Raw genomic sequence first — 13,893 nt, 5'->3', positions numbered from 1 at the left:
GAATGAATTCGCTGCCAATTCGGAACTCGCGAGAGAACACGATTATGTATTCCCGACGACAACTTCTGCAGCGCTGTGGTGCCGGTTTTGGTTCACTGGCGTTGGCTTCGATGTTGGCCGACGAAGCCCGAGCCGCGAATTCGCCCGGCGAGACTGGCGAGTTCGATTCGCCACATTTTCCTGCCAAAGCGAAACGCGTCATCTTTCTGTTTATGAAAGGTGGCCCCTCGCACATGGACACGTTCGACTACAAACCACAGCTGCAAAAAGACGACAACAAACCGTTCCCGTACGAAAAGCCACGCGTGCAATTCGCGCCGACTGGCGAACTGCTCGCATCGCCGTGGAAGTTCAAACAGTACGGTGAAAGTGGGATTCACGTCAGCGAATTGTTCCCGCATGTGGCCGAGTGTGTGGACGATTTGTGCATCGTCAATTCGCTCCATGGCACCAATCCCGCGCATGGTGGAGCGGCTTTAAAGCTCCACACCGGTAGCGATACTTTCGTCCGTCCCAGTATGGGGGCATGGGTGAATTACGGACTCGGCACAGAGAACTCGAATCTCCCCGGTTTCATCACAATCTGCCCGACACTTGCACACGGCGGAACAAAGAACTGGAGTTCTGCATTCCTCCCGGCGGCTTACTCCGGCACACCGCTTGGGAACGCAAGTTTGTCGTCTGAGCAAGCACGTGTGAAGTACATTCAGAACGCGAATCTCAGCCGAAATGCTCAGCGGTTGCAACTCGATTTTATGCAATCGCTCAACCGCGGATTCCAAGAACAGACTGGCCCCGATGCCGCTTTGGAGGCTCGGATCAAATCGTTCGAATTAGCATTCCGGATGCAAACCGAAATGCCAGCGGCGTTGGATTTGGCGGAAGAGACGCAGGCCACGCAGGAACTCTACGGTTTGGATAATCCGACCACTGCCGACTTCGGTCGACAATGCTTGATGGCTCGTCGGTTCGCCGAACGTGGCGTGCGATTTGTGCAGATCACGCATAGCAACACCGAAGTCCAATGGGACCAGCACGGTAACCTTCGGAAAGGTCACGAACAGAACGCCGGGGAAGTCGACAAGCCGATCGCTGGATTGCTCCGTGATTTGAAAGCCCGGGGGCTCTTGGAAGACACCCTCGTGCTGTGGGGCGGGGAATTCGGTCGCACGCCGACGTGTCAGGGGAAAGGTCACGACGGCCGCGATCACAACCCCGAAGGTTTCACGATGTGGCTTGCCGGTGGCGGTGTGAAGACCGGTATTCGATACGGAGCCACCGACGACTACGGCTACTATGCCACCGAAAACAAAGTTCACGTGCACGACTTGCACGCCACCATGTTGCACCTCCTCGGTATGGATCACCTCCGACTTACCTACCGTCACGCCGGTCGTGATTTCCGCCTGACCGATGTCGCCGGCCACGTCGTTCACGACATCATCGCCTAGCATCAAAGTATCGAAGCCAATGCCCAGTTCTGTTGCCACGATCGATGACGTCCGCCGTGCGGAACCCATCATCCGCGAACACATCTCCCCTGCCCCGCTCATTCGCTCCTATGCTCTCGAAAAAGAACTCGGGTTGCCGGCGAGTCGACGGGTTTGGCTGAAGGATTACGGTTGGACGCCGGTCGGTTCCTTCAAGTTGCTCGGGGCACTCAATTGGATGGCGAACAATCTCGACCAAATCGGCGACCGACCGGTGGCTGCGCATTCGTCGGGGAATTTCGCGTCGGGAATTTCATTTGCGGGCATGCGGTATGGCAAACGCGTGATCATTGTGATGCCGGAAACGGCACCGAAACGCAAGTTCGAACTCACACGGTCGTTCGGAGCGGAAATCCGCACCTACGATATTTCTCGTGATCATGAAACCGGCGAGAGAGACCGCATCACACGTCAAATCGCCGAGGAAGAAAACGGCGTGCAGGCCTCCCCGTATGACGACAACCATGTCATTTCGGGGAATGGCGTCGGCGGCTTGGAAATCGTGCAGGAGTTGCAACGTCAGAAGCGTGATGTCTCGCAGTTTCTCTGTCAGGTGAGCGGCGGCGGATTAATGGCGGGACATGCGTTGGCGATCGCAGACGGTTTCCCGAACGCGAACATTATCGGCGTGGAACCGGAACACGCGGATGACTTTCGACAATCGCTCGAGACCGGCGAACGCACGCGAATCGATCTCCCGCAAAGTATTTGCGATGGTCTTTTGTCTTACGACGTTGGCGAACACAATTGGCCAATCTTGAAACAATACGTGGCTGAGTCCGTCTGTGTGCCGGATCAGCAGACCAAGCAAGCCATGAAATGGTTATACGATCATCACGGTGTGCGAACCGAACCGTCCGGGGCGATCACCACGGCCGCAATTCTTACCGGGAAGGTGAAACCGGATGGCGAAGGTGATATCGTGATTGTCCTCAGCGGACGCAACGTTGATGAAGATCAGTTTCAAACTTGGATCAACAAAGACATCTAACTCGTCAACAAAGTTCTCTTGCTAATTGAGACTACAACTTAGAAAAGTGATGTAATGAAACGAACAACTCCATTCGCGCTGGCAACTTTGATTCTCCTTTCTGCCGCGGTTACGCACGCGGAAGTGCCGAAAGGATTCACCCCGCTGTTCAACGGCAAAGACTTGACCGGCTGGAAAGGGTTGGTCGGGAACCCGAAGACGCGGGCAAAAATGTCGGCGGAAGAGTTGAAAGCTGCCCAGGAGAAGGCCGACGAATCTATGCGGGAACACTGGTCCGTCGTCGATGGCGTGTTGGTGTTCGATGGCAAGGGACAAAGTCTGTGCACCGCCAAAGACTACGGTGACTTTGAACTCTATGTTGACTGGAAGATCCTCGAAGGTGGCGACAGCGGCATCTACCTGCGGGGGACGCCTCAAGTTCAGATTTGGGATACCGAACACGAACCGTACTTCCGTCACGGCGCGGAGAAAGGGTCCGGTTCGCTGTGGAACAATCAAAAGAACCCACGATTCCCATTAGTCAAAGCCGACAACCCTGTTGGTGAATGGAACACGTTCTTCATCCGCATGGTTGGCGATCGCGTGACGATCAAACTCAACGATAAACTCGTTGTCGACAACACTGTGCTGGAAAACTTTTGGGAACGCGATAAACCGCTCTACCCGACCGGCCAAATCGAACTGCAAAACCACGGGAATACTTTGTTCTTCCGCAATATTTACATTCGCGAACTTTCCAAAGACGACGAGTAAATCCGCTTCAATATCTGTCTCGTTTGCGACTCCTAGAATACTCAATACCTCATCCAATACAGAGAATCGCATGTCTCAACAAACACGCCGTTCGTTTTTGCAGTCCGCGACACTGGCCGGAGCTGCAATTGGTTTGTCTGCGTCTCAATATTCCAAAGTGCTCGGTGCGAACAGCCGGTTGCGAATTGCGAGTATCGGCACGGGGGGCAAAGGTTGGAGCGATCTGAATGGAGTCGCAGCCAGCCCGCAGGTGGAAGTCGTCGCTCTGTGTGATATCGACAGTTCCAAGGCCCATCTCGGCCAAGCCGCTGAGAAGTACGAAGAGGCACGCACATACGCCGACTGGCGGAAGTTGCTCGATCAAGCCGGGGAAATCGATGGCGTGCTCGTTTCGACTCCCGATTTCATGCATGCTCCGATATCGATGGCGGCTATGCATCTCGGCAAGCATGTGTTCTGTCAGAAGCCGCTGACTCACACGGTGCACGAAGCTCGGCAAATGCGGTTGGCGGCGAACAAGTTCAAACTTGTCACGCAGATGTGCAATCAGATTCAGTCGCACACGGCCTACCGTACCGCCGTGCATTGGGTGCATTCGGGTTTAATTGGGAAGGTCAAGGAAGTTCATTCCTGGCAAGCCGGCAATCCTAGTTGGCCGAGACACATGGCTCGGCCGCAAGGCAGCGATGCGGTGCCGGGGAACGTTCGGTGGGATCTTTGGCAAGGTGTCGCTGCGGAACGGCCTTATAAAGACGGACTGTATCACCCGTTCAACTGGCGGGGTTGGCAAGCCTACGGCACGGGACAGCTCGGAGACTTCGGCTGTCACATTTTGGATCCCGTGTTCAAATCTTTGAAACTTGGTTCACCAACGAAACTCACTGCTGAAGCGCCACCGTTGTTCCCGGAGACGTGGACTGATCGGGCCACTGTGCGGTACACGTTCCCCGGCACCGAATACACCGCCGGTCCAAATCTCAAAGTGACTTGGTACGACGCGGTCGACGTTCGGCCCCCACGCGAGGAACTCACCGGTATCCCGGCTGACTATCGGCTGCCAAATGCGGGTTCCGTGTTAGTGGGCGAGAAAGGATCACTCTTGATCCCACACGTTGCCACGCCGAAATTGTTCCCGGAAGAGAAGTATGCAGCCACCGATCTGCCGATCATCGAGAGTGTCGATCACTACACGCAATGGGCCGATGCCTGTCGGGGTGTGGGCGAAACGACTTCTCACTTCGACTATGCGGGCCCATTGACCGAAACCGTGCTGCTCGGAACGATCGGCATTCGTTTCCCCGGTCAAGAACTGGCTTGGAACGCAGAGAATTTAGAAATCACCAACCTTCCCGAAGCTCAACGGTGGATCACCAAGAAGTACCGCAAAGGTTGGGAACCGACTTGGGTTTGATTTCCTATTGAACACTCCTACGAAACCAAGTGAAATGATGCCACACGCTCGATCGATCATTTCTTGTTGTTGGGTTGCTGCCGTATTTTTTGCTTCATTGATTCCGTTACCCATGACTGTACTCGCACAGCAGTCGTCTGAGAGTTCGACACTCACGCAGCCGCTCAAAGTCATGAGTTTCAACATCCGCTACGGAGCGGCACCTGATGGGGAGAATCATTGGGATCACCGCGCGAACTTAGTGGCCGAGACCATTCAAGTCTTCGATCCCGATTTGCTAGGCACGCAGGAAGTTCTCAAGTTTCAGGCAGAGTTTCTGCAACAGCAACTTCCCGGCTATGCATTTCATGGTGTTGGTCGGCAAGATGGCACGGAGGAAGGGGAATATGTTCCGGTGATGTATCGGAAGTCGCGGTTCGAACTAGTGGACTCGGGGTTCTACTGGTTGAGCGAAACGCCCGATGTTGCCGGTAGCAAAAGCTGGGATTCTTCGCTGCCGCGGATGGCATCGTGGGTACAACTTCGCGACCGAAACGCTAACAATGCCGAGTTCGTGTTTATCAATACGCACTTTGATCATCGTGGGCAAACCGCTCGGTTGGAGTCAGCGCGGCTGATTCGTCGACACGTCGAGAAACTTCAGCAGCAAAACATTCCGGTCGTTGTTGTGGGGGACTTCAATACGAACGAAGACGGCAAACCGTATCAAGCTTTGTTGAACGGCTCCGATGGTGGCAGCGTTTCCCTGGTCGATACCTATCGACAATCTCACCCCCAACGCAGCAAACGCGAGTCTAGTTTTGGTAGTTGGAAAGGTAACCGTGAAGGTTCGCGGATTGATTGGATACTGCATTCGCCAGAGTTTAAGACACTCGTCTCAAGCATCAATTATACGAATGAAGATGGTCGTTATCCGTCCGATCATTATCCTGTGCAAGCGGTTCTAAGACTGAAGACCAAAGACTAGCTTCCAGCGATTTGTTAAGCGTCTCATATGGAGTTTCAAGATCAATCTATGAATACCGTACGTATGATTGCGTTCGTTGCCGTCTTGTTTTTTGCAGCGTCAAGAAGTCTAGTATCGGCGGAACCCGAGCCGGAATATATCTATCCAAGGGTTCAAGGGTTTGGAAAGGTTGTACAACTTAAATACGCTGAGCAGCAACCGCGTGAGGGGAGCCGAATCGTCGTCGATCTCATAAAAGGCGGCGACCCGACCAAACTGAATGCGGGAGTTGAGAAGGTCGCTCGGTACGTCAATATTTACGCGGGTGCCGGGGAGAAACCGGCTCATGCCGAGATTGCTGTTGTGCTACATGGCGATGCAACACTCGTCTGTTTGAAACCGGAAATATACTCTCAGCGGTTCCAGACCAAAGGCAACCCGAATGCGGAATGCATTCAGAAGCTGAGATCCGCAGGAGTGAAATTTTACGTGTGCGGCCAGTCACTCATCGGCAAAGGCCAACGCCCCGAAGATGTCGAGAAGAATGTGGAAGTGACGGTCTCTGCACTCACGTCGCTCGTTAATCTTCAGGCCGACGGCTATGCCTATATACCGCTCGGAAACTAGACCGCTCTAAATCGTGTCAGGACTTGGCTCATCTCGACTCGGCAGTGACGGCGGTTCGAAGCGGGCTTTGTTTTCGAGTTGATGCAGGATTTGTCGAGTTGGGCCTTGTACTGATTCCAGCGAGTCTAACATGTTCTGATATTCGCGAGCGGTCGCGTTATCTTCCATGCGTTGCTTCGAGACATGCGGGCGAACATGGCGGTAGGCATCTGGTAGTCGGTCGAGTTGGATCTCGGTGACGATCTGCCAGTACTTACACGCCAATGAGCTGGGATCTTCGAGGATGGCTCGACTGAAAGCCTGATGTGCGGCTGTGTAGTTTCCACGACGATACAGATTGACTCCCAAGTCCATCATTTGAGCCGCCACAATTTTCGACGGCCGAACTTCCTCAGCTTGCAACTGCACACGCGGCCAAGCCGGACCGTAAAGGTCATTCACAACTTCGTTGCCGAGTTGAGTGAGCGTGTCGCGTTGTTCCGCTTGGCTGATTCGCGCGGAAACTTCCAGCACTTCCGAACCGTCTGCAGTCTCGATGTACTTGGCATCACGAATCAGACATCCTCCCAAATCTCGATGAACCTCCACGCGTTTCTGCAATTCCTCCGCATAGGGACTGGCAGAGATAAACTCGCGGCGAATGCCGTTACCAATTTGTGCTAGTGGGGTCTCTGGTTCGTTGTTCGTCAGTTGTTTGAGCACATCGTTTGCCGCATTGATGAGTAAATCACGCTGACCATTGTGTGCGATCGTGCCTGCTTGAAGTGCGAGTGCGGTTCCATCGTTCTGTTCGACGTACTCCGCCCGAGTGACACTCGCACCCGTGAGGGCCTTGTCTTTGGCAATTTGTTTCGCAAGTTGATTGAGCACGTCTTGCACGGTTGGCGGTTCCAACATCATCTGCGAGGCGTCTGCAACTGGCGAGGGTTGTTTGTGGCCTCGGTAGGCATCATGCAAGACGGCGTTGCCTAGCGTTTCCAGCGGGGCTCGGAGACTCGTTTGCGGGACCGTTCCTGTCAGGTAGACCGTCCAACGAGATGGTGTCACTTGGAACGTCACGTCGTCGCCTTTGTCGTACCGGAGTTGATCGATGACGACACCCTTCATCTGGGGAGCTTGCGCGACCCGGCGACGAAGTTCCTTCAACACCGCAGAGACCGGATGCGGCTGGATGGACGGTTCAACGACATCCCGAGGTACCACCGATGCCGCGAGATCAAGAAGTTCTGCGGGAGCCAACTTGGCATTGGCGTTTGGTGTGGATTCATCGACCACTAATTCGATGGGAAAGCGGACCTGCTTCGTTTCGTAATCCCGTCGGACTGTCACATGCCGACCAAAAATTTGTGGAAAGTGGTCGGCTTGGGCGTCGAGTGTGCTTTGAAGTTTCTGTGCGAGTTGCAAGTCCTCATCACTCGGCGCTTCGATGTCCACGACGTCGGCGACATTCGGATTGGGTTTGGGCAGTTCGCTAGCAGCATAGACTTGGGCAATTGCCGCAGTTGCAATCGTGGTCAGAGCATCAAGTTGCATCGCTGCATCGGTCGAAGCATTTGCAGTGCGATACCCCAGGATCTTGAGGGTCAAGCCACCACCGGCATTGGTCTCGTAGCGGATGCCTTGGATCTGAACGTTGCCAAGTTCTGACGTGCTGGTAACTCGCTTTTGGATTTCCGCGAGAAGTTTTGCGGCCGGGTGTTTCGTCGTTTTGAGTTGATACTGAGCGGGTTTGAGCTCGGCGTTCAAAACGGCCAAGATCGGTTTCTGATCGATCGCGGTTTGCGATTCATCGATGATCAACTCGGCGTCAACGAGTTTCTGCGTTTCAAGATCGCCGTCCGCCATCAGCAAAATGCCGTAGATTTGCGGGTTTTGTTTTGCGAAGTTCTGCAGTAACGGGTTCAGTTTCGTGACTGCGGCATTTGCGGCTGGATCGGCGGACGGCTCATAGGCGGTCGTTATCGGAGCGGAACTATCAGGTTGTTCTTGAGCATGAGACGACAAGCGATAATCGTCGAGACCGCAAATCGCACCGACACTGACAAGACCGACCAGCACCAAATTCAACTTCATATCCGCATTCCTGCTGAGCTGTGTGGGCAAACTCACATGTTCACATCGATCTTATCAGTCGCGGATACTGTCGCAATAGAAAGTTTAGGTTGACTGGGTGGTTTTGCGTGTTGTCAAACCAAAGCAGCCCGAAGCATTTTCGCTGGGATCTCCTCTTTTTGTCCCCCAGTTGCGGGATTGTTTGATCTCTTACTGGGCCGGTACGTATTCGTTCATAGTCAATCCGGTGACTCGGGATTTCAAGTTCCGAGGATGTCGAGACTTAGGGGGATCGCTTGAATGGGGAAACCCGGTCGGATAGTTTGGAAGTGCTGACGCTTTCACAACTCGTTGTTGTCTAGTTCCCAACAATGACAACAGATCGGGTGACTCTCACCCACTTCTATCCATCGAGCCTTTGCAAGGCACTCAATGTCTTTCCGCCCGCTTTTCGCAAAGACTTTCGGGATGAATTCGGCCAAATCCATGGCAGGTGGATGGTCGTTTTGTCCTCGGGCCAACCTGGCTTGGCGATGGGGGTACATCTTGGGTTTGAGTGTCGTGGTTGCGAGTTTTACGACAAGCAACGCGTTTTCCGAGGAAGCCGATCGGCTTTCGTCGGGTTCGGTCAACCGGATACAACCGGCGACATTCACCGGCGACGAAGATTTTGCCGAGCTGGCTCGCGAGTACATTGCGACCGTGTCGAAAAGAACGCGACTCGAAGCGGAGTATCGCTTCTTCAGCGACGAAGTTAACAATCTCAGCAACATCCTCCGACGTGACCCCACTCATGCAATGCTAGCTGCGTTGCAGCGGGTGAATGACCACCTGCGACCGTCCGTGTTGTCCGCGCAACAACAGAATTTCAACAATTGGCAATCGGATTTAGAGGCGTCTCGCGATGCTATGATGCGAGACGTCGAGCAAACCCGGACCGAATGGTTGCAAGTTCGGACCGCGGTCAATCAGCAGACGAATCGGTTGTTCGAAGTGAAGGCACAGTCCGCATTTGTGACCCGACTCGCGTTGCTGCTTAACAAGTACAATCGCTGGTTGTGGGTGTGGGGTGTGTTCGCTGGCTGCATGGTCTTGGCCGCCTATTGGTTGAGTGCTCGGCAATACTTTCGCCGACTGTTCTGGGTTTGGCGGGGCAAATTGCTGGGGCGAATCGGGTTGCTCGCGTTGGTGTTGGCCGTCCCGGCGGTTCCGTTGGTCGTGATCTTCCTGTTCGGCAACCGGACGTATGAGTCGCTGGTCTCGCTCGGTTCCGGTCAGCAGAGTTCCCCGCGAAAAGTCATGGCCGCCGAAATCCAAGCCGTCGAGCAAGCGATCGTGCGGGAAGACTTAGAACGCAAATCGCAAGAGGCACACACCGACTACGAGCGGCTCAAGGAGCAATGGAAAAGTGACGTCCTCAACGTGCTGAGTGCACCGTCGGCGGGCGACCAGCCCGAACGCTGGGCGACCGCTTGGATCGAATCCCGTCAGGCCATCCAAAGCTTCGAAGAGAACTTGACGCTTTTGCAGGCCTTGACCAACGGTTTGGACGCCGACCTCACACGGTTGGAGGAATTGAATCAGGAGCTCGGGACTCATCAGACGGATTGGGCGAACGTCGTCCGTACTCGCCAACTAACGAGCGGTTTTCTCGGTGCGGGATTGCTCGTTGTCTATGCCGGGCTCAGTTCCATTTTGTTATCAAAACTTCGGCGGGCAAAGAAAGAGAACGCCAAAACCTGTCCACGATGTTTGGGCGTTGGCAAACTCGAAACGGTTGAAGGGAAGGCGTCGCACCGACTCGGCGACGGCCAACTCCGTTGCGTGAACGTCATCAGCGAGGAACCATACGAAGAGTGCGAATTCGTCTTCAATGCTTCGTACCGCGACCGCACCAAGTTGGGGTTTCCCGCATTGGGGGTGGCGTCGTCTGGGAAGACGCACTGGATGTCGATGGTCTATCGAGAATTAAATCGCGGGCGTTGTCCCGAGCAAGTTCACTTTGAACGCGTCCGCTCGGCGGCTTCCTCGCAGTTCGATACGCTCGTCGAGCAACTCCTGCACAGCCGGATGCGACCTGCCGCCAGTCGAGCGAACCGTCTGCCACACCCTTTGATTTTTAGCTTTCGTGACAACGATCGGTTCGGGAAATCGAACGTGCTCACAAGTCTGTTCGATTACGCCGGGCAAGTGACGATTGATACCGAGCATCATCACCGGTTCCGGGCGTTAAACGCGGACGGTTATTTCTTCTTCCTCGATCCCACCCTTCCCGAGGAACAGCAGGTCCAAGCGTTATCGAATTTCCGTGAGGACTTGCGACTGCATCGGCGAGTGAAAGACGGGCAGCAAATCCACTCGCCGGTCGCGTTGTGTCTGACGAAACTCGATTTGATGGTCAATCAGGGTTTTGGGCAAGGCAGCGATGTGGTCTCGCAGTTCTACGAGGAATTGGATCGGATCGACACCGAATACAAATCGTTTAGCTTGGCGATCATCGAACAGCGTTCGCAGCTGACAGCGAACATGCGGGAAGTCATTTGGCCCGGGTGGAATATCGAACGCGAAATTCGCAATTTGTTCGGCGAGCGTTACGCGTTCTTTCCTCTGACGCCGGTAGGGTTGGATCGGCCCGGTGTGGATGACCTGAGTCAACGCAATATTGAACCCTATGGAATTTTGGAGCCACTTGTCTGGCTGCTACACATGAATGGTTATCCGGTCCTGGACTGAGTACGTGTGACCGGCGAATTGACCGGAATGGAATTGACGACGTGAGTTGGAACGGACGATGAGCGATTGGCCGATTGCCAGCGAATATAGCAACATGCTGCAGAATCCGCAGATCGCATTCCGTGACGCGGACCTCAAGGCGTGCGTCGTCGAATCCAACACGAAAACGCATCAACCGAAGGCCCGCTCGGGGGCATTTGCAGCTGTTTACAAGGGAGGCATCCGCGGTCGTGGTGATGTCGCCATCCGCGTCTTCACACGAGCCTCCGGACGGGAACACCGCGACCGCTACTCTGCAATTAGTCATTACCTCAACGGTCTGAATGGATCGCTTCCCGATTCCCTCGTCGGTTTTCGCTTCCACGAGCAAGGCATTCGCGTTGCCAGCAAAGGCGGGAAATGGTTTCCGCTGCTGACGATGGAGTGGGTGCCCGGTTCGCCGTTGTTCGATTGGGTCCGCAAACAATGTCACGATCAAAACTCGCGGGCACTGGGTGATGTCTCCGAGAAGTGGATCAATTTAATTGATCAGCTGTGCAAGGCGCGAATTGCTCATGGCGATTTGCAACACGGCAACGTGATGGTCACGCCCTCGAACCAACTCAAACTGGTCGATTATGACTGCATGTGCGTTCCTGTGTTGGAAGGCCAACCGAATTTAGAGATCGGCGTCGAACCGTACCAACATCGCGAGCGGAACGAACATACGAAACTCTATCCCGGCTTAGACAACTTTTCGGCGTTGTTTATTCTCGTCGTGTTGCGTGCGTTGACGGCTCGCCCGCGACTGTGGTTCACGTACAACGAACCGGGGCGCGAAGAAGATCTGTACGACAAGTTGCTGTTCCGTCGACAAGACTTCGACGAACCGACCCGATCTGCCCTGCTCCGCGACTTACAGCGTCTGCCGGACGAAAAGGTCCGTCGTTGGTCTCAGGAGTTAGCGGACCTATGGCATGGACCGCTTTTGCAAGTGCCGGCCCTGCAACAGTTCGTTTGCGACTATGACAAAGTCCGCGAGCTACTCAGTCGTCACGCCTTCGACGAGGCACTTGCGTTGGTGAACCGCAGAAACGCACCGGCGGATTTGCAGTCTCAGTTGAACCACGCCGAGCAACGTGTCAAACGTCGCGAACAGCTTGAACAAGCCGTCCGGACTGGAGACGAGGCGGCGATGGCAAGACTTTACGATCCGAAACTTCTCGATCAATACCCGCGTGCGAAGGCCGCCGTCGCCCAAGCCCGCCATGCCGCAAAAGTTCTGCCGATTCTGAACCGGTTAAGACAAGCCCGGCAATCCGGCGACGGCAGCACATTGATTCGAATTTGGGATGAGAATCAAGCAGTGCTTTCTAGTCGCGCAAGTGCAAAAGAGTTCCAGTCCGAGGTTGCCCGGTGGCGTGAACGACAATCGCTCGCGGAAACCGTGTTGCGAGTTGCCACGAAGTCTCCTTGTGATGTGGCGTTGCTCAAGAGGCATTGGGAACAATTGAAACGACTCGGGGGGCATCCGAAAGTCGATCGACAAGCCGCTTCGATTCAGCGATTGATTGCCCGTCATGAGGCCTTGGCCGCGTTCTTGAAACTTCCCAAATCGGCTACACTCGCCAGCGATCAAGCAATCGTGTCCGCCTGGAAAGAGTCGCTGTTCGCCAATTGGAGCGATGCTGAAAAACACCGGCCGCAAGTCCGGGCAGCCCAGCAACGCATCCGTCAATTTCAAGCTATTGAAAAGGTAATTCGTCAGCACGATGGCAATCAGCCGACACGCGTTGGTGAAGAGGCAATTGCGAAATTAGACGCGGAACTGGCGGACGGTTATCACCCCGCATCACAAGGACGTATCGAACAAGCCGCCCACCGGTTGCGTGCCATCTCGCGGTTGGAAAAAGCGTGTCGTCAGCGGGTGCCGTCGAAAATCTCCGTCGCGATGGCATGGCGGGCAGTCCGAGCTGCCGATGCCGAGTCGCTCGCCGATCCCGAGACCAAAGCCCGTGCCAACGAGGCGATGGCTCTGGCACCACTACTACAGAACCTGAGCCGAATTTCGCTCGATGATCCTCCGAGTCCCGAACGTGATCAAACTCTGCTTGAGGCGTGGGATCCTCGCCTGAACGACTGCACCGAAGCGGAACCGTGGAAGAACGCCTGGAACGAAGCACGGGAACGCAAAATGCTTCTGAGGACGCTCGACCTCGCAATCGCTAAGGAAGATGTACTCGTCATCGGCAAATGTGTTGCGTCGCCGGTGCTCGCAAATTGGCCGTTCACACCCGAGCAAAAACGGCACATTGCGGTTGCTAAGACGGCATCGCAAGGGATGACGGCGTTGATCGAGGTGCTGCGGACCGGTCAACGCGAGCGATTCGTCGATCAATTCAACATGCGAGTCGTGACGAGGTTTCCGGAACCGTTCCGCAAGTACGGCCACACGCTTCGGGAGTGGATACCGAACGTAATCGCCCCTCGAAGCATCAACGGACTCGCCATGCCGACGCTTAGAAACTCGTGCATCCGCCGATTGCCGGGGTCTTCACCGGGCTGGGAAATTAAATGGACTTGGCCGGAACCCCGATTCACCGACGCATGTTTAGTCAAACTTTGTCCGTCGGCTCCGGCAGCCGATGCGAGACCGGACTCCGTCGACAGCGTCTACGAACTGAAAGTCACTCGGAATGCCTATGAAGTTAGTGGCGGAGGACGATTGACACTTCGCCCTCTCAAAGCTCGTCTCAATTGGAAAGGCATGTATGTCGTTGTATGGGCCAGCTTTGATGTTCCCGAAGAAACACTAACGAGTGAACCATTGATTTTAGGCCAACTACCATGACAACGTTTTGATTTCACTTAACACCCGACACCGGACGACGCGACTTGAACAGGTCCCTTT

Annotated in this window: 9 protein-coding genes; 8 read left to right on the top strand and 1 reads right to left on the bottom strand. The window is 54.7% G+C overall.

Going from position 1 to position 13,893, the window contains the following annotated elements; all coding sequences use genetic code 11:
• The first annotated feature begins 2 nt into the window (after positions 1–2).
• The 6 genes from AC5DDB_RS12840 (at position 3) to AC5DDB_RS12815 (ending at position 6,218) form a co-directional block, all read left to right on the top strand.
• The gene (locus tag AC5DDB_RS12840) at positions 3–1,451 is read left to right on the top strand and encodes a DUF1501 domain-containing protein (protein WP_491740125.1); all 1,449 of its coding nucleotides are present in this window, start codon (positions 3–5) and stop codon (positions 1,449–1,451) included.
• Between the two features lie 19 nt (positions 1,452–1,470).
• Entirely contained in the window at positions 1,471–2,481 is a 1,011-nt protein-coding gene (locus tag AC5DDB_RS12835) for a threonine ammonia-lyase (protein ID WP_491740124.1), read from the top strand.
• 54 nt (positions 2,482–2,535) lie between these two features.
• A complete protein-coding gene (locus AC5DDB_RS12830; protein ID WP_491740123.1) occupies positions 2,536–3,234 on the top strand; it encodes a 3-keto-disaccharide hydrolase in 699 nt (232 codons plus the stop codon).
• A gap of 70 nt (positions 3,235–3,304) precedes the next feature.
• Positions 3,305–4,645, top strand: a complete 1,341-nt coding sequence (locus AC5DDB_RS12825; RefSeq protein ID WP_491740122.1) for a Gfo/Idh/MocA family protein — start codon at positions 3,305–3,307, stop codon at positions 4,643–4,645.
• Between the two features lie 112 nt (positions 4,646–4,757).
• Positions 4,758–5,612: an endonuclease/exonuclease/phosphatase family protein gene (locus AC5DDB_RS12820; protein WP_491740121.1), complete on the top strand. Its 855-nt coding sequence runs from the start codon at positions 4,758–4,760 to the stop codon at positions 5,610–5,612.
• Positions 5,613–5,660: 48 nt separating this feature from the next.
• Entirely contained in the window at positions 5,661–6,218 is a 558-nt protein-coding gene (locus AC5DDB_RS12815; protein WP_491740120.1) for a DsrE family protein, read from the top strand.
• Between the two features lie 6 nt (positions 6,219–6,224).
• On the opposite strand, the gene AC5DDB_RS12810 is transcribed toward AC5DDB_RS12815, so the two are convergent.
• Positions 6,225–8,291, bottom strand: a complete 2,067-nt coding sequence (locus AC5DDB_RS12810; protein WP_491740119.1) for a hypothetical protein — start codon at positions 8,289–8,291, stop codon at positions 6,225–6,227.
• 447 nt (positions 8,292–8,738) lie between these two features.
• Between AC5DDB_RS12810 and AC5DDB_RS12805 the strand changes: the two genes are divergently transcribed.
• Positions 8,739–11,003: a TRAFAC clade GTPase domain-containing protein gene (locus AC5DDB_RS12805; RefSeq protein ID WP_491740118.1), complete on the top strand. Its 2,265-nt coding sequence runs from the start codon at positions 8,739–8,741 to the stop codon at positions 11,001–11,003.
• Between the two features lie 58 nt (positions 11,004–11,061).
• Entirely contained in the window at positions 11,062–13,833 is a 2,772-nt protein-coding gene (locus AC5DDB_RS12800) for an AarF/UbiB family protein (protein ID WP_491740117.1), read from the top strand.
• Positions 13,834–13,893 lie beyond the last annotated feature (60 nt).

This window comes from Thalassoroseus sp., assembly GCF_984380535.1.
The sequence above is the reverse complement of the archived record's forward strand: the minus strand, read 5'-3'. Positions and strand labels throughout refer to the sequence as shown.